Here is a 16,950-nt window from a genome sequence, read left to right as displayed (position 1 = left end):
TGTTTTTATATAAAAAGCTACTAAAATATTTTAAAGAAGATGTGATGATTAATGGGGAAAATTGCTATTTTAGCTGAAAAACCATCTCAAGCAAGAGCTTATGCAGACGCATTTAAAATGAAACAAAAAGAGAAAACATTTATTGAATTGGAACCTTGTTCTACTTTTCCAAATGGTGCAGTAATTACCTGGGCAGTTGGACACCTTGTGGAATTAAAGGAACCAAAAGAATATCAAAAGGAATGGGAGAAATGGTCGCTTGGATCATTACCTATCATTCCACAAAAATTTGAAGGTAAAGTTGTCTCCAAAATGTATGCACAATTTAATGCAGTAAAAAAAATCTTTAGTGATCCGCATGTAACAATGATTTATAACTGCTGCGATAGTGAACGTGAAGGTTCCAATATCTTCTACTCACTTTTAAAAATGACGAAAGTAAATAAGCCTGTTAAACGATTATGGATCAATTCACTAGAAGTTGAGGAAATTCGAAAAGGGTTTAATAATATGCAAAGTAATGAGCGTGATTTGCTCATGTACCAAGAAGCAAAAACACGTCAAATTAGCGATTGGCTAGTAGGTATGAACTGTAGTCGCCTTTATACGCTAATTTTACAAAAAAAGGGTTTTAAGGGCAGTATCTCCATCGGACGTGTGCAATCGCCAACCGTATATTTAATCTATAAAAGACAACAGGAAATCGAACATTTCAAGCCTGAAAATTTTTATGAAATTGAAGGGATTTTTAAAGCACAAAATGGTCTATATAAAGGGAAGGCAAAGTTAAAAACAAAAGAGCATGCAGAGGCTGTACAATTATTGCAACAACATGGGGTTGAACCGATAGATACAGGTATAATTACGAGTGTATCGAACAAAACGAAGCGTATTGTACCACCCAAACTACATGCGTTATCAACATTACAAGCCGTCGCCAATAAACGTTGGAAATACAGTCCGTCACATGTGTTGAAACTTACGCAATCACTTTATGAGAAAAAGCTCGTTTCTTACCCACGTACTGATTCACAGCTCATTACACATAATGAGTTTGCCTATTTAAATGAATCATTGGCAAAATATCAGCAGCTCGTGGGAAAGTCATTTAATGCGATAAATCGACGGAATAACAAACGCTACGTCGACAGTGCCAACGTTGGGGAGCACTATGCTATAATTCCAACGAAAAAAATGCCGACAGAAAAAGCGTTACAAGCAATGAATGCTGATGAACGAAATATTTATTTCGAAATAATCAATACGACACTAGCAATGTTTCACCAAGATTATGAATACGATGAAAAAACGATCATAACGACTGTCAAAAATTTAGAGTTTAAAACGGTAGGGAAAACAGAACTAGTAAAAGGTTGGAGAGAATTGTTTTCAAGTGCAAAAGAGTTGCAGGAGCGTGAGGAATCGTTACCTATCGTTTTCCAAGATGAGATGGTAAAAAGTAAGGTTTCTATTCTAGAAGGTACGACAACGCCTCCTAAGCCTTATACAGAAGGGCAACTCATTACGATGATGAAAACATGCGGTAAATCAGTTGAGGATGAAGAAGAAATCGAGGTATTAAAATCGATTGAAGGTATTGGTACAGAAGCAACTCGAAGCGGCATTATAGAGACAATTAAAAAGCATGGATTTATTGAAGTACGCAAAAACATAGTGAGCATTATGCCTAAAGGAGAGCTTTTATGTCGAGCGATTGAAGGGACATTACTTTCAAGTCCATCTATGACTGCAAAATGGGAAATATACTTAAATAAAATTGGTCGTGGAGAAGGCTCTGCAAAATATTTTATTGAAAGCATAGGCAAGTTTGTAAATCAATTAATAGCGGAGGTACCTAAACAGTTAGAGTCTCTCACAATTGAAGCTGAGCAGTTTAAACCTGCCGTTGTGAAAGATATTGTGACATGTCCGACATGTAAAGTAGGAAAAATAGCTTTGCGTAAAAGGTTTTACGGTTGTTCAAATTATAAAAATGGTTGTAAACAAACATTCCCTGAAAGGTTATTAGGGAAGAAACTAACGGAAAAGAATATTAAAGACCTATGTAGTAGCGGTAAAACGACAGACATTAAAGGATTTAAAGCTAAGAGTGGGAAACAATTCAGTGCAGCCTTGCGTTTAGTTGATGGCAACATTGAATTTGATTTCAATAATAAATAAAAGCAGAAAAGAAAAAATGCACATGCTGGTTCGAGAGAAAAAGCCCTTTGTGGTGTCGTCTGTTAACGGCTATGTGGAGTAAGAAACTAAAGGATATTGTGGATGACACAATATCTTGTGCTTCGTTTTATCAAGACATGGTCGTGTCATTAATGACACGACCACCAGCTTGAAGAGATGATAGTAGAGATAAGGAAATTATCAAGGTTGGTCGTAGTGTGGAATGTGGTCAGGATGTTGTAGAAGGTTTTAAAGGCTTTGGTTGCCTACATAAGGCATTGGAATTTTTTTTGCAAAGTCTAAAATGATAGGCAACATCCCGTCGACAGATACGAAAAAATGGCTGCAAGATAGATAAGGATAAACGCAATATTCGCTTTACATGGAAAGTGGGAAGAAGGGCAAGGCCAAACTAAAATTAGAAAATGGCAAGTTAACATGTGTCTTTGCTTTGACAGTGCCGAATGGAAAGGACTAAAATGGCTAAAATTTATCATCATGAACGACAACTAGAAAAAGATTTACAGCAATTAAAGCAAAGAAAAGTGGTATCTCGGCTGTTATGCTCACTTGCTCTAGGTATTGTGATTGTTATCGCTTGGCACTGGCAACAGGTGTTACTGACATTTATTGCTGTGTCAATTGTCGGGCTATATCTGATTAGTCAATGCTCTTTAAGCAAGCAGCTTGGGAAGGTGACAGCTGGCCTCGCAGGAGAAGATAGGGCGCTTGAAGTGCTAAGAAATCTCCCCGCAACGTATTCGATTTTTCCTGATATACAGATTGTAGTTGATGGACGGACAAGTCAGTTAGACACAATTGTAGTTGGCCCGACTGGTATTTTTGTGGTAGAGGTGAAGAATCATGCTGGTGTAATTACGGGTCACACGAATGAGCAACAACTACTGCAAATTAAGCATGACGGATACAAGAAAACTATTTATAATCCTGTGAAGCAAGTGGCCACACATACATATCGCTTGCATCGTTATTTGTACCAACATGGCGTAGATTTTTACAAGGAACTGTTTATTTTGCCAATGGAGCAGCAAAGATTGATGTTGCTAACCATTCATCGACACCAATTTTTTCGGTCAACGAAAACGGAAGTAAGCGCTTGCTTTATTATATAGAAGAAAGACAGAGCCGAACACTAGCAAAAAGTGAACAAAGAACAGTTGAAAAGTTGATAAAACACATTGTAAAAAAACAAGCGAGCAATTAAGGCTCGCTTCAAACTGTTGCTTCTCTGCTTTGCTCAGGTCAACCGCCGGAACGCTCGTCTTTAAGCAATAAGCGCTCGGGTCAACCGTCGGAACGCTCAGGTTCAAGCAATAATCGCAAGTCATTTTCATCAGCGCGTAAAATTGTGCTTTTAGTAAAATCATCATTATTGTATAATTCATTGTGTTTGTGTTTGTGTTTGTGTTTGTTTGTGCACGATATGACAAGTGTGATTCATCCTATAGTACAAACACACCGACTTTTTTTGCATATTATAATGAATGAAAGTAAGCGTTTTCTATATTATATAGAAGGAAATCTAGAACATGGGGTTTCTACATGTCAGTAACAATGAATGAAATGGTTGATGCTAAGCCATTTAGCGCAGAAAGCGGGCTCAGCAGGCTCGTTTTTTTATGGGGTCATATAGAAATTATCGTAGCTAGCCCTATTCATTAAAGCTAGTTCAGGCGAAGTTTCGCCCGAATTTGTGAGTTAGATGAAAAAAATTTGCAAAAACCTTAACTATTTGCTTCGAAATCCGTATAATAAATCAAACAGTGCGAAAATTGTCCATTTTCCATCGATAATTGCGTGAATTTTTTAAATTGTATTGACGTAGGGAATGATAATTTGTACACTGTGTACATTCAATTGTTTTGTGGAGAAATACAATTAATTTAAAAAGTTAGGATTTGATGGATATGATCGTATGTAAATTTGGTGGAACATCTGTAGCAAGCGCTGAACAAATTCAAAAAGTGGCAAACATTGTTAAATCTAATCCGGCACGTAAAATCGTAGCCGTATCAGCTCCAGGGAAACGCTCTAGTGATGATATTAAAGTAACTGATTTACTAATTGATTTATCGAATGCAGCATTAAATAATGATGACATAGAACGAAAATTACAAAAAGTCGTGACTCGTTATCAGGCAATTGCAGATGGTTTAGCGCTAGATTATGCGATTTGTGATGTAATTGCTGTAGACTTGCGTGAACGTCTACAAGGCGATAAATCCAATGAAGAATTATTTATCGATAACTTAAAAGCATCGGGAGAGGACAATAACGCAAAACTAATTGCAGCTTATTTCAATTCAATCGATATGCCAGCACGTTATGTTAGTCCAAAAGAAGGCTTGGTGGTCAATGATTTACCGGAACGTACATTTGCTTTACCTGAAGCATATTCAAATTTAGCACCACTAAAAGACACTAAAGAAATTATTGTGTTCCCAGGTTTCTTCGGTTACACTAAAGCGGGCATACTGCGTACCTTTGACCGCGGTGGCTCTGATATTACAGGCTCTATTTTAGCAGCAGCTGTTGAAGCCGAGCTTTATGAAAACTTTACGGATGTAGATTGTGTGTTTTCTGCGAATCCGAAAGTCGTGAATGATCCTGTCGAAATTAAAGAAATTACGTATCGCGAAATGCGCGAATTATCCTATGCAGGCTTTTCAGTGTTCCACGATGAAGCGTTAATGCCTGTTTATAAGATTGGGGTGCCCGTTAACATAAAAAATACAAATAATCCATCAGCCCCAGGTACTCGTATTGTACCGAATCGACCTGCAACTGGTCGTCCGGTAACAGGTATCTCGGCAGACAGTGGCTTTTCAACTTTATATGTTTCTAAATATTTAATGAATCGTGAAGTAGGCTTTGGTCGTAAACTTCTACAGATTTTAGAAGATGAAAATATTTCATATGAACACACACCATCTGGATTAGATGATATTTCGGTTATCATGCGTTCAAATCAACTAACAGTAGAAAATGAAGCGCGTATTTTAGCTCGTGTGAAAAACGAATTATCTGCAGACGATGTGCAAATGCGTCATGGTTTCTCTATGATTGTGATTGTAGGGGAAGGAATGCGTAATAACACGGGTCTTGCGGCTCGTGCAGCAACTGCGATTTCTAAAACAGGTGCTAACATTGAAATGATTAACCAAGGTTCCTCTGAGGTAAGTCTAGTATTCGGCGTGTTACAAGAATTTGAAAACCAAATTTTACAAGCCCTCTATGGAGAATTCTTTGCCCATGTGCAAGCGTAAGTGATGTACACTAATTCAAGCGATTGCTGCTTGAATTAGTGTTTTCTTTTTAGTTAGAATAAGGTAAAATCGAGGGCGTACATAGTTAGGAGGACTTTATCTTGAAAAATCTATCAATAGGCATGTTACTTTCAGTTATTGGGATATTATTTGTATGCTTAACGATTATGGATATTTTACCGTCATCAACAAAAACTTCAAAGTTTGTCTATATTGGCATCGGTTGGGTATTTATTATCGCAGGTTCTATCATTCGCTTTAAAAATCTTAAACAGAAACAATAGAGAAAATATCTCTGAAATTGAAGTGTTGTAAAACACGAAATTATGATACAATTTCAAAGAAAATAAATTATTAGAGTATTGCGAAGTGTTGCTCTGTTCTATAAAAAAATTCAGAAGGCTCAAATTTGCAGTGTGCTCATAATTTAACATGAACAGTACAAATTCTTCTTTGTAAGAATTTGTTTTTTTATTTACCTTGATCTAATGGGTGACAATGCTTCTAACTCAACAAAAAAGCAAGTTCACTACAAAAGTCAGGGTCTATTTAATGGAGGCGTGATGATGGTAGTGTTACACAAAGAAGATATTCAAATATTCGATCATTATGTTGCCATTCAGACAGCATCACCTATGAAGGTTGTTTCTTCAGCTATGCATAATCCTGGTTTTGGCTATTATAAACATGTAGTGAATCGCTCGGTACCCTATACCTACGATGAACGACAACCACATCAGGAGTTACAGCACTTTTTACAGTCTGCAGGTTTTCCTGCTGAGGATACAGTTGCTATGATGACCGCTGTCTATGCACGTTATGCGACTATTCGTGAGTTTACATATGAAGGTATACACCTTGTTATTATGATAACTGCAGGGCTTGGCAATGCCGTCGATATTACGCGTGCTTTTCATCGTCAGGAGCAATATCACGCTGGAACGATTAATACTTGGGTGCTGATAAACGGTAAGTTGTCGGACGAGGCATTGTTTCAGGCAATGATTTCTACTACAGAAGCAAAGGTTAAAGCACTCATAGATGAAAATATTACAGATCCTACTACAGGCACGCAAGCAACAGGTACTTCTACGGATAGTTTGTTGATTGCTTCAACAGAAGAAGGCGACTACCATCAATATGCAGGGCCAATTACAATGCTTGGTAAAGTGATTGGACATGGTGTCTACGAAACGATGCGAGAGGCCATTCAAAAATATAAAAAAGATAAAGAGGAGAATCAGCTATGATTGTACTGGTAATTGCCTGTATCATCGGGCTTGTATTTGATTTAGCTATCGGCGATCCTCCGAAAATGCCACATCCTGTTCGCTGGATAGGGAAGCTTATACAATCGCAAACCGAATTATGGAATAAAGGGACAATGCGCAAAACTCGTGGCATGGTGATGGCACTTGCAGTTGTGGGCACTACTATGTTTGTGGTTACAGCAATTCTAGTAGTTAGCTATCACGTTAGTTTAGTATTCGGCATACTTGTAGAAGGTATATTGATTGGCAATGGGCTTGCCCAACGCAGCTTGAAAGAAGCCGCGATGGCCGTCTATGACCCACTGGTAAAAGGCGATTTTGCGGAGGCGCGTGTAAAGCTATCATGGATAGTTGGACGTGATACAGAAAAACTAGACGAAGATGACATTGTTCGTGGAGTCGTAGAAACGGTGTCTGAAAATACGAGCGATGGGGTAACAGCGCCGTTATTTTATGCCTTTTTATTTGGAGCTGTCGGTTTATGGGGTTATAAGGCGATTAATACGCTTGACTCGATGATAGGCTATAAAAACGAAAAGTATCAAGATTTTGGCATGTTTGCGGCTAAACTTGATGATGTGGCAAATTTTGTGCCAAGTCGTTTAACAGGATTACTGATGGTACTTGGCACGAAAAATGAAACGACTATGTCCCTTGGGAAGCGTTTAAAACGTTGGGCACAGGATGCTAAAAAGCATCCAAGTCCTAATAGTGGCTATTTGGAAGCGGCAACGGCCGTTCAACTTGGTGTTCAGCTTGGTGGAAAAAATACCTATCAAGGTGTACCTTCGTATCGAGCGACAATGGGTGAGAAATTAGTACCATTAACGAAGGAACATATCGCAACATCGGTTATTCATATGCGTATTGCCACGTTGCTCTTTACACTTGTCATGTTAGCAATGGAGGTGTTGATTTTTGCAATTGCCTAGTCACGGAGCAAATCCGCACACTGTCTATCAACAATTGGGCCTTACTATGCCTACTGAGGTATATGATTTTAGTGAAAATGTCAATGCTGCTGGACCTCCTATGTTTGTGGAGGCACGCTGGCGGACATTTTATCCGTTAATTCAACGCTATCCTGATCCGGACGGAGAGCCTTTTTTATCAAAGGTGGCGAAGTTCCACCATGTTGACAAGCATTCATTGCTTCTAGGAAATGGAGCATCTGAGTTATTTAGTGTCCTCGCACGACGCTATGCAAATAAACGTGTAATTATCGTTCATCCAACATTTTCTGAATACGAACGAACATTGCAAGCAGCAGGTGCAATTATTGTGCCAGTTATGGTGGAAGATATTATACAGTACATATTGCCAATGGAACGTTTGCAACGAGAAATGATTGATGCAGATGCCTTATATATTTGTACACCCAACAATCCAACGGGCGTGTTACCAAAGAAAGAGGAGCTTGTGCAATTAATGACATATGGGGCGCAAGTGAACTGTGAACTGGTATTAGACGAAGCGTTTATTGACTGGGTAAGCGAAGACTACTCATTGATTGACTATGTCTCGAGTCATTCACATGTCATTGTCGTTCGCTCGATGACGAAAATGTACGCCATCCCAGGACTGCGACTAGGGTATTTAGTTGCTAGTAATACCATCGTCACAGAGTTAAAGGCTATGCTTGCCCATTGGAATCTCAATGCTTTTGCGCTTGTCATAGGTGCAGGTTGTTTAGATGAACAGCAGTACTGTCAACAGGCAATAGCTTATGCACAAACACAGCGGGAGTGGCTCCATCGCTTCTTACGAAAAAATGGTTGTCAGGTGACAAATAGCGTGACCAATTATGTATGTTTTGCATTACCCCACGGTCAACAAGCAGATACATTTTTTACCTATTGTTTAGCACAAGGTGTCGTACTACGCCATACGAAAAATTTCATGGGTTTAAATGGCGAATGGTTCCGAATTGGCATCAAGGATATCACGGCCATGAGCTATTTACAAAACTGTTTGCAAGCGTGGTTTAAAATGTATAAGGGGTGAGAAAAGTGACGACTTTTTTTCTAGTTAGACACGGTGAAACAGTATGGAATAAGGAACGTCGGCTACAGGGGTGGCTTGATTCTCCTTTATCAGAAAAAGGCATTTTGCATGCTGAACAGCTAGCCCAGCAACTTCAAGCGATTCAATTTGCTGCCGCCTATAGTAGCTCAAGTGGTCGTGCGAAAGAAACATTAGCTTTGTTAATAGCAGATAGAGAACTCCCTTGTTTCTATGAGGATAATTTACGCGAGATTTTCTTAGGGAATTGGCAAGGAAAGACGATAGAAGATATCATAGGTACATATCGTTTTGACTATGAATTATATACGGATTACCCTGCACAATTTATCGCAACCCATACCGAAAGTTTTGGCGCGGTAACGGAACGTGCGATGTACACGCTTAAAAATATTGCGGAAAAGTATCCACATGAAAATGTGCTAATTGTATCTCATGCTGTAACCATTAAGTGCATTATTAATGCGATTTTAGAGCGTGGCATTAATCAGCTTTGGGCGGCGCCTATGATAGAGGGGACAAGTGTGACCATTATTGAACGACTTAATCGACAATGGGTGGTAAAGGATATTGGCAATACGAAGCATTTAATATAGGAGGCGATTCCAATGCCACTTCTATTCATAACTGGTGGTGTACGCAGTGGCAAATCACATTTTGCAGAAAAAGCTGCTACTCGTTATTTTCAAAACGAGCCATTGGTGGCCAAACGGCTCATTTATATTGCTTCAGGGGTAGCGATGGATAGTGAAATGGCACAACGTATTTTGCGGCATCAGCTAGATCGTCAAGCACAAGATATAACATGGCATACAATAGAAGCACCTTATCAGATAGAGCTGGCTTTCAATGGGCTAAGTGATGGAGATGTGGTACTTTGGGACTGTGTAACGACATGGCTGACAAATGCATTTTATGAAGGCTTTGAGTCGGGTACACCTTGTGTGGAACGGCCAGGTTGTTTAGACAAAAAGCTGCAAGCCTTGAAGGAGGCAGTGCTGACGTTACTTGACAAAAGGGTGACGCTTTTTGTCGTTTCCAATGAACTATTCGATGAACCTCCGTATACAAGCGAGGAGGTCGAATTGTATCGACAAATGCTCGGGCAATTACATCAATGGTTCGTTTCTGTCGCACATGAAGCATACGAAATAAATTATGGTATCGTTAAGAAATGGAAATGATAAAGTTGTCTTTAACTTAAATAGAGGTTTTTTAAATAAAAAAGAAGGAAGGCAAGGCGATGAAAAATATATGGCATAGCATACTGCTCGCATTTCAATTTTTTACAGTTTTGCCTGTACATAAAGAAATTCCGTTATCAAAAGTGACAATTACAGGCATGTTTGCCTGTTTACCATGGATAGGTGCCCTCATGGGTACAGTGGTGGCGGCAATTATTTTTAGTTTAACACAGTGGACGGCAAGTAGTGATATGTTGCTCGCCTTTGCCATTGTCGCATCATTCGCGTTATTTACAGGAGGATTACATTTAGATGGATTTATTGATATGGGAGATGCTTATTTTTCGTATCGAGACCGTGAGAAGCGACTTGAAATATTGGATGATCCGCGCGTCGGAGCGTTTGGTGTACTAGCGGTACTGTTTTTAATTCTCGGGAAAATGGTTGTGCTTCATGAACTATTTGCTCAGGAAAAATTATCGCTGTGGATGCTCGTTTTTATTCCATTTCTGACACGGGTCGGTATGAGCTTTTACTTCATGTCTCTCAACTGTTCGAAGGAAAAAGGGCTTGCGTACTTTTTCAAAACGCATCTTCAGCAAGGATTGTTAACAAGCTTCATGTTCATAACACTAGTCATTGCGCTTAGTGGAATGTTCTTTGTGACAGGTTTTTCAATAGTGCCGGTTATCCTTGTAGCCGTATTAGCAATTGCCTTTATGGTTTTTCGCCAGTTTACAAGGCGCAATTTTGGCGGCGTATCCGGAGATTTGCTTGGTGCATCAATTGAAGGAATGGAGGTTGTGCTATGGATGACGTTATTACTGTGCGTTTAATGCGACATGCGCCTACAAAGGAGAATTTGGAGAAGCGTTATATTGGCTGGACAGATACGCCCTTGGCCGATCCTTCCATGCTCTCTACTGTGGATACAGCTGTATCCACAGTGTATGGCAGTGATTTACTGCGTTGTAGAGAAACTGCTGCACGTTATTTTCCTCAAGCTCGCTATATAGCGGATGCAAGATTTCGAGAGTCTAATTTTGGACATTTTGAAGGGAAAACGTATGATGAATTAAAGTCAGACAGTCGTTATTGTGCATGGCTAGATGATCCTATTAAAACGACTCCACCTAACGGGGAAGGCTTTGATGTATTTTGTGCCCGTGTAATAGAAGGCTTCACAGCGTTGCCAAAAGAGGCGCATGATACGGTTCTTGTCGTGCACGGTGGGGTCATTCGAGCTTTACTAGTGGCATTTGCACCAATAGAAAAATCCTTTTGGTCGTATCAGGTGCCACACGATAACATGTTTACTTTACGGTTTTCGTACGATGCTTGGAAGGAGGGGGCCAGATGCATGTCTTTATCGGAGGCGCCTATAACGGCAAAACCGACTATGTAATGCGTTTGCTTGCAGGACAGAAGGTTGCGGTTGTGGATGGCGCACTCCCGGATTATGCACCTGCTTGTGATGTAGTTGTGATAAAAAATTTAGAAAAATGGCTTGTTACACAAAATCTTGAGGCAGATGAAATGATTGTCGCGCACCTTTTGACACAACTAAAGACCCTTGAAGAAAATTGTACATTGTTTATAATTGTGACCGATATGGGGCGTGGTGTTGTGCCGATGGAAAAACAGGCACGATTATTACGTGACACTTGTGGACGTCTGTACCAAGCATTATTTACTGAAGCCGAACAAGTTGTTCGTATTTGGTATGGCATCGGTGAACATCTCAAATGATTTAGGATGTGGTGTGTCACTTACTAGTTATAGACTTTGCCTCAAGGAACTTTCCTGAAAATATGTCAACCTATAACAAGAAAAGAGGATATGGAATGGATCGACAAAAATTAATGAACTTGTCGTTAACTGCGATGGTTGCGGCTATTTGTGCAGTCGGGGCAGTCATTAAAATTCCGTCGTTTGTATCAACGGCGGCACTCGACTCAGCACCTGCATTTTTAAGTGTTGTGTTTTTATCGCCTGTCTTAGCAGGTATTGCTGGCTCAATTGGACATATTATTTCAGCATTAACATCTGGCTTTCAGCTAGGCCCTCTGCATATTATTATTGCAGTCGAAATGTTTATTGTAGTTTGGGTATTCGGTATGATGCATAAAAGAGGCTTACATTTCTGGAAATGGCCAGTTGCACTTTTATTAAATGGTATCGTTTCACCACTACCGTTTTACTTCATCATTAGCCCAGCATTTTATTGGGGATCATTAGCAAGCATTTTCATGGCAACAGTCATTAACTTAGTAATCGTCGCTGTAGTAATGCCGATACTTGCCAAAGTGTTCGTACGTAAAGCAGGGCGAGCGCATTGAGAAATGCCGTAAAAGTTGGTGCACTGATTGCCACAACGGATAATGCCGCGGCCATTGGCGAGAAGCCTCAAGATGTTGTAGCTGCGTCTGATACACTAACGGCCTACTTAACAGCTCGTGTGACTTTTTTAGAACAGCTTGCGGCGAATGCGATGCCTCTGCATATACTACTTGCCAATTTCTCAGGGGATGCTGCTTGGGCGCGCTATGTCTCTGGTATTGAGCAGATATTTGATGAAATTGGTGTTGACTGTCCACAGATTGATGGTAGCTCAGAATCCAATATGCCAACGTTACAATCAGGTTTATCCTTAACTATGCTTGGTGCGCAGCAAAATCGTACAATTTATGAGCGTGACAAGCTGATTTGGTACACTTACGGCCTTCCACTTGTTGGAAATGAAGTCCTTGCGCAGCCAGACGATGTTGCACAACTCCAACCTATTTTTTTTGCATGGCGCGAAGAAATTGTACAGCAGGTATGGCCTGTAGGGTCAAAAGGTCTACAAGTAGAATTCACCCGACTTTTTGGCGACCAGCAGGTAAAAAGTTCTTTGGATACTAAGAAAACAGCAGGTCCATGTGCGGTTATTTTACTAGGTGTACATCCAGAAAAAGAGCATCTCGCCGAAAAAATTTTTGCTAGAAATTTTGAGAAACTACGTAGAACTGCATGGTTATAGGGCTTGCATCGAGCAATAAATATGATTTAACAAATGCAAGGTTCGAAACGCCTATTGCAACAAGAAACACAATATGTTAGATTTGTTTAGGAGTTAAAACACAATATATAGTATTTGGACGAGCGGTACCATATTGGTTTAAAAGGGAATTCGGAAATAGAGCAATCTTAAGCCGAAGCTGTCCCCGCAACTGTAAGTGCTGACAAATGATGACAATGCCACTGTGATTAACGGGAAGGCAATCGTTTGGAGGAAGCATGAGCCAGGAGACCTGCCGATTTGTTCAAGACAGCAACACATTCTTCGGGGATTGAGAAGTGGAGGCGAGAGATTTGTCCACTTTGATGTGTACATGTCCTTCATTTCCATTTCCGATTTAAAGCGATCCCGCAACAGATACATGTTGTGTGATCGCTTTTTGTGTTGTCTGAAGGTAGAAAGGGAGAGAATGTGTAAATGACAATTCAAATTGAACAACAAATTGCTAAGTTAAAGATAAGTTATATGGAGGATGAACTTGAAAGTTTTGTAAGGTTATCGGATCGATGGCTACGAAAAAACGACAATGCCACGTTTGAAGCATGGGCGGATGCGATGATTTTACAAACGCTTAGTCTAATTGACGAAGATGAACCCTTCTGGACCTTTGTTGCGGCACAAATTTATTTAGAGAAGTTATACGATCAATTTGCTATGCGTAGAGGTGTAGCTGTGGAAGATGTCTATAACGTATTTCCAGCCCAGCTCGCAAAATATACAGAGGCTGGACTTTATCACCAATGTTTAACAACAAAGTATAGTGAGCAGGAGCTAATGGAACTAGCATCATATTTAGAACAAAGCCGAGATGAGCTGTTTACGTATATTGGGTTAAAAACATTAATGGATCGTTATGTGGTACGTGATTATACAAAAACGCCAGTGGAGCTACCGCAGGAGCGATGGATGGTCATCGCGATGACGCTCATGCAAGATGAGACTGAAAATCGCTTAGCTAAAGTTCGTGAATCTTACTGGGCCATGAGTAATTTATATATGACCGTTGCAACGCCGACTTTATCCAATGCAGGGAAAACACATGGCCAACTTTCTAGTTGCTTTATCGATACAGTAGATGATAGCTTGCAAAGTATTTATGACACGAATACAGATGTCGCAACATTATCGAAATATGGCGGTGGCATTGGCGTCTATATGGGCAAAATCCGTAGTCGTGGCTCATCCATTAAAGGCTTTAAAGGTGCGTCAAGTGGCGTGTTACCTTGGATAAAACAGCTTAATAATACAGCTGTATCGGTAGATCAGTTAGGACAGCGACAAGGTGCAATAGCGGTGTATTTGGATGTTTGGCATAAGGATGTCTTTACGTTTTTAGATTTACGCTTGAATAACGGAGATGAGCGACTGCGTGCACATGATATTTTCACGGGGCTTTGCTTACCAGATTTATTTATGGAAGCAGTTGAGGCACGAGAGGATTGGCATTTATTTGATCCACATGAAGTACGTGAGGTAATGGGCTTTTCCCTTGAAGATTTCTATGATGAACAAAAGGGTGATGGCTCGTTCCGAGAAAAATATTCGGCATGTATTGCTAACCCGTTACTAAGCCGTGAAGTTGTACCGGCTATTGATATTATGAAGCGTATTATGCGTTCTCAATTGGAGACGGGTGTGCCGTTTATGTTTTACCGTGATGAAGTAAATCGTATGAACCCAAATAAGCATGAGGGCATGATTTATAGTTCGAATCTATGTACAGAGATCTTCCAAAACATGTCGGCTACTGAATTTGAGTCGATTACTTTAGAGGATGATGTCATCGTTACTCGCCGTAAGCCAGGAGATTTCGTGGTATGTAATTTATCTTCTGTGAATTTAGGGAAGGCTGTACCAGCTGATGTCTTAGAACGTTTGATACCAATTCAAGTTCGTATGCTCGATAATGTCATTGCCTTAAATACAATTCCAGTTAAACAGGCAGAGCGGACGAACGCTCGATACCGTGGCATTGGGCTCGGTACATTTGGCTGGCATCATTTACTGGCTTTGAAGGAAATACAATGGGAATCAGATGAGGCAGTAGACTATGCGGACAAGCTTTATGAAGAAATTGCTTATTTAACGATTCGTGCATCCAATGCACTAGCACGTGAAAAAGGAGCATATCCATTGTTTGAAGGCTCGGATTGGCAAACGGGGACGTACTTTGAGAAACGTGGCTATAGCAGTGACAAGTGGCAGGCATTACGTGCGGATGTGGCAACAACTGGTATGCGTAATGGCTATGTGATGGCAGTTGCACCTAATTCATCGACATCTATTTTAGCTGGAAGTACTGCAACGATTGATCCTATTTTCCAAAAGAGTTACTCCGAGGAGAAAAAGGACTATAAAATCCCAGTAACAGTACCAGATTTATCGCCTGTGACGACTTGGTATTATAAATCTGCTTATTTCATTGACCAAAATTGGACGATTAAGCAAAATGCAGCGCGTGCGCGTCATATTGACCAAGGTATATCACTTAATTTATACGTTCAAAATACCATTAAAGCGAAGGATTTACTCGCATTGCATTTAAATGCTTGGGCAAGTGGTGTAAAAACGACTTATTATGTGCGTTCGACATCCGTAGAGTTGCTAGAATGTGAGTCTTGTGCAAGCTAGGAGGAATAACAAATGACGACAATTACAAAACGACAAATTATGGATAAGGAAGCGCCAAACCGTTCGACTGCGATTGTGAACGGGCGTTCTTCAAATATTTTAAACTGGGATGATGTGCGCTTTAATTGGGCGTACCCAAAATATAAAAAAATGCTAGGTAACTTTTGGACACCATTCGAAATCAATATGAGCAACGATGTGAAGCAATTTCCTGAGTTATCGGCGGATGAACAGGAATCATTCCTAAAAATTATTGGTTTACTTGCTCTATTAGACAGCGTGCAAACGGATTTTGCTGGTAAAGTGGCAGATTATTTAACCGACTCTAGTCTCAATGCCCTGATGATTATTTTAGCGCAGCAGGAGGTTATTCATAACCACTCTTATTCATATGTGCTCTCAAGTATTGTGAACAAAGATGAACAGGACCGCACATTCGACTTTTGGCGCACAGAGCCAGTACTAGAGCGTCGCAATGATTTTGTCATTACAGGTTATCAAGCCTTCTCTGAGGAACCAACCGTTGAAAATATGCTTGAAGCGATTGTTTACGATGTCATTTTAGAAGGGCTATTTTTCTATTCAGGCTTTGCCTTCTTCTATCATTTAGCACGCAATCAAAAAATGGTCGCATCCTCGACGATGATTAATTATATTAATCGCGATGAACAACTCCACGTCGATCTTTTTGTGAAAATTTATCAAGAATTATTAGAGGAATATCCTGAATACGATACACCAGAAAGAGCAGCACGTGTGCAAGATATCTTCCGCGAGGCGGTACAGCTGGAAATCGACTGGGCGAATGAAGTAATTGGTGACAAGATAGATGGTCTAGATGTTGATGATGTCCATGATTATGTCCATTTCTATGCCAATGTTCGTTGTAATCAACTAGGAGTGGAGCGTCCATTCGAGGGCTATCGCAAAAATCCATTGAAATGGATTAAAGCCTACGAAGATGTTGATTTAGGGAAAACCGATTTCTTTGAGCAACGTTCACGTCAATATGTGAAAGTCAATGTAGAAGATAACGGCTTTGATGATTTGTAACAGAGGACCACGCAGGCGAAAGCTTGCGTGGCTTTTTCATGTCTTGTGCCTAGAGATAGAGAGATGCAAGAAAAAGAAAAGTTCGGATCAGTCATAGAAGCGCTCGGGTCGCGCAAGGAAACGCACAGCTCCACCTCAGTCGCCCGCAAGCATATAACTGCGCTGCTTCAAAAATTTATTGGTACTACTTATATTACATGTCACGAAAAAACTTTCGCAAATGGGAATGATTTTCAGTTATAATGAACAACGAATGGATA

The 16,950-nt window shown here is 40.1% G+C and carries 16 protein-coding genes and 1 riboswitch; all 16 genes read left to right on the top strand.

The window, feature by feature from the left end; all coding sequences use genetic code 11:
• The first annotated feature begins 51 nt into the window (after positions 1 to 51).
• The 16 genes from C9J35_RS18775 (at position 52) to C9J35_RS18700 (ending at position 16,690) form a co-directional block, all read left to right on the top strand.
• Positions 52 to 2,181 (top strand): type IA DNA topoisomerase, encoded by a 2,130-nt coding sequence (locus C9J35_RS18775; protein ID WP_107925911.1) that lies wholly within the window; start codon positions 52 to 54, stop codon positions 2,179 to 2,181.
• Between the two features lie 479 nt (positions 2,182 to 2,660).
• Positions 2,661 to 3,314, top strand: a complete 654-nt coding sequence (locus C9J35_RS18770) for a nuclease-related domain-containing protein (RefSeq protein ID WP_054768442.1) — start codon at positions 2,661 to 2,663, stop codon at positions 3,312 to 3,314.
• A gap of 795 nt (positions 3,315 to 4,109) precedes the next feature.
• Positions 4,110 to 5,468 carry an aspartate kinase gene (locus C9J35_RS18765; RefSeq protein WP_107925923.1) on the top strand — a complete coding sequence of 453 codons (1,359 nt, stop codon included), beginning with the start codon at positions 4,110 to 4,112 and terminating at the stop codon, positions 5,466 to 5,468.
• A 101-nt stretch (positions 5,469 to 5,569) separates the two neighbouring features.
• Complete coding sequence (locus tag C9J35_RS18760; RefSeq protein WP_107925907.1) at positions 5,570 to 5,752, top strand: hypothetical protein; 183 nt, start codon at positions 5,570 to 5,572, stop codon at positions 5,750 to 5,752.
• Between the two features lie 279 nt (positions 5,753 to 6,031).
• Positions 6,032 to 6,718: an adenosylcobinamide amidohydrolase gene (locus tag C9J35_RS18755; RefSeq protein WP_235616367.1), complete on the top strand. Its 687-nt coding sequence runs from the start codon at positions 6,032 to 6,034 to the stop codon at positions 6,716 to 6,718.
• Entirely contained in the window at positions 6,715 to 7,671 is a 957-nt protein-coding gene (cbiB, locus tag C9J35_RS18750; RefSeq protein ID WP_107925903.1) for an adenosylcobinamide-phosphate synthase CbiB, read from the top strand. The genes C9J35_RS18755 and cbiB overlap by 4 nt, the downstream gene beginning before the upstream one ends.
• On the top strand, positions 7,658 to 8,743 hold the full coding sequence (locus tag C9J35_RS18745) for a pyridoxal phosphate-dependent aminotransferase (protein ID WP_107925901.1): 1,086 nt from the start codon (positions 7,658 to 7,660) through the stop codon (positions 8,741 to 8,743). Before cbiB ends, C9J35_RS18745 begins: the two co-directional genes overlap by 14 nt.
• A gap of 5 nt (positions 8,744 to 8,748) precedes the next feature.
• Positions 8,749 to 9,357 carry a histidine phosphatase family protein gene (locus C9J35_RS18740; RefSeq protein WP_107925900.1) on the top strand — a complete coding sequence of 203 codons (609 nt, stop codon included), beginning with the start codon at positions 8,749 to 8,751 and terminating at the stop codon, positions 9,355 to 9,357.
• Between the two features lie 12 nt (positions 9,358 to 9,369).
• Positions 9,370 to 9,945 (top strand): bifunctional adenosylcobinamide kinase/adenosylcobinamide-phosphate guanylyltransferase, encoded by a 576-nt coding sequence (locus tag C9J35_RS18735; RefSeq protein ID WP_107925898.1) that lies wholly within the window; start codon positions 9,370 to 9,372, stop codon positions 9,943 to 9,945.
• A 59-nt stretch (positions 9,946 to 10,004) separates the two neighbouring features.
• Positions 10,005 to 10,781, top strand: a complete 777-nt coding sequence (gene cobS / locus C9J35_RS18730) for an adenosylcobinamide-GDP ribazoletransferase (RefSeq protein ID WP_107925896.1) — start codon at positions 10,005 to 10,007, stop codon at positions 10,779 to 10,781.
• A complete protein-coding gene (locus C9J35_RS18725; protein WP_054768449.1) occupies positions 10,754 to 11,350 on the top strand; it encodes a histidine phosphatase family protein in 597 nt (198 codons plus the stop codon). The genes cobS and C9J35_RS18725 overlap by 28 nt, the downstream gene beginning before the upstream one ends.
• Positions 11,302 to 11,694 carry a bifunctional adenosylcobinamide kinase/adenosylcobinamide-phosphate guanylyltransferase gene (locus tag C9J35_RS18720; RefSeq protein ID WP_054768443.1) on the top strand — a complete coding sequence of 131 codons (393 nt, stop codon included), beginning with the start codon at positions 11,302 to 11,304 and terminating at the stop codon, positions 11,692 to 11,694. Before C9J35_RS18725 ends, C9J35_RS18720 begins: the two co-directional genes overlap by 49 nt.
• Positions 11,695 to 11,789: 95 nt before the next feature.
• Positions 11,790 to 12,284, top strand: coding sequence for an ECF transporter S component (locus C9J35_RS18715; RefSeq protein WP_054768444.1), 495 nt, complete (start codon positions 11,790 to 11,792; stop codon positions 12,282 to 12,284).
• On the top strand, positions 12,281 to 12,967 hold the full coding sequence (locus C9J35_RS18710; protein WP_107925894.1) for a hypothetical protein: 687 nt from the start codon (positions 12,281 to 12,283) through the stop codon (positions 12,965 to 12,967). The genes C9J35_RS18715 and C9J35_RS18710 overlap by 4 nt, the downstream gene beginning before the upstream one ends.
• A gap of 106 nt (positions 12,968 to 13,073) precedes the next feature.
• Positions 13,074 to 13,261: riboswitch (cobalamin riboswitch) on the top strand.
• Positions 13,262 to 13,423: 162 nt separating this feature from the next.
• Positions 13,424 to 15,637 (top strand): ribonucleoside-diphosphate reductase subunit alpha, encoded by a 2,214-nt coding sequence (locus tag C9J35_RS18705; protein ID WP_107925892.1) that lies wholly within the window; start codon positions 13,424 to 13,426, stop codon positions 15,635 to 15,637.
• A 12-nt stretch (positions 15,638 to 15,649) separates the two neighbouring features.
• Positions 15,650 to 16,690, top strand: a complete 1,041-nt coding sequence (locus C9J35_RS18700; RefSeq protein WP_107925890.1) for a ribonucleotide-diphosphate reductase subunit beta — start codon at positions 15,650 to 15,652, stop codon at positions 16,688 to 16,690.
• Positions 16,691 to 16,950 lie beyond the last annotated feature (260 nt).

The sequence above is a fragment of the Lysinibacillus parviboronicapiens genome (assembly GCF_003049575.1).
In the GTDB taxonomy this organism is placed as follows: Bacteria; Bacillota; Bacilli; order Bacillales_A; family Planococcaceae; genus Lysinibacillus; species Lysinibacillus parviboronicapiens.
This window is presented reverse-complemented; position numbering and strand designations above follow the sequence as displayed.

What these genes read in the sequence shown, in the direction of transcription:
- C9J35_RS18720 (WP_054768443.1), top strand. Translation starts at nt 11,302, where the DNA reads ATGCATGTCTTTATCGGAGGCGCCTATAACGGCAAAACCGACTATGTA.
- C9J35_RS18770 (WP_054768442.1), top strand. Translation starts at nt 2,661, where the DNA reads ATGGCTAAAATTTATCATCATGAACGACAACTAGAAAAAGATTTACAG.
- C9J35_RS18715 (WP_054768444.1), top strand. Translation starts at nt 11,790, where the DNA reads ATGGATCGACAAAAATTAATGAACTTGTCGTTAACTGCGATGGTTGCG.
- C9J35_RS18705 (WP_107925892.1), top strand. Translation starts at nt 13,424, where the DNA reads ATGACAATTCAAATTGAACAACAAATTGCTAAGTTAAAGATAAGTTAT.
- C9J35_RS18765 (WP_107925923.1), top strand. Translation starts at nt 4,110, where the DNA reads ATGATCGTATGTAAATTTGGTGGAACATCTGTAGCAAGCGCTGAACAA.
- C9J35_RS18700 (WP_107925890.1), top strand. Translation starts at nt 15,650, where the DNA reads ATGACGACAATTACAAAACGACAAATTATGGATAAGGAAGCGCCAAAC.
- C9J35_RS18775 (WP_107925911.1), top strand. Translation starts at nt 52, where the DNA reads ATGGGGAAAATTGCTATTTTAGCTGAAAAACCATCTCAAGCAAGAGCT.
- cobS (WP_107925896.1), top strand. Translation starts at nt 10,005, where the DNA reads ATGAAAAATATATGGCATAGCATACTGCTCGCATTTCAATTTTTTACA.
- cbiB (WP_107925903.1), top strand. Translation starts at nt 6,715, where the DNA reads ATGATTGTACTGGTAATTGCCTGTATCATCGGGCTTGTATTTGATTTA.
- C9J35_RS18755 (WP_235616367.1), top strand. Translation starts at nt 6,032, where the DNA reads ATGATGGTAGTGTTACACAAAGAAGATATTCAAATATTCGATCATTAT.
- C9J35_RS18735 (WP_107925898.1), top strand. Translation starts at nt 9,370, where the DNA reads ATGCCACTTCTATTCATAACTGGTGGTGTACGCAGTGGCAAATCACAT.
- C9J35_RS18725 (WP_054768449.1), top strand. Translation starts at nt 10,754, where the DNA reads ATGGATGACGTTATTACTGTGCGTTTAATGCGACATGCGCCTACAAAG.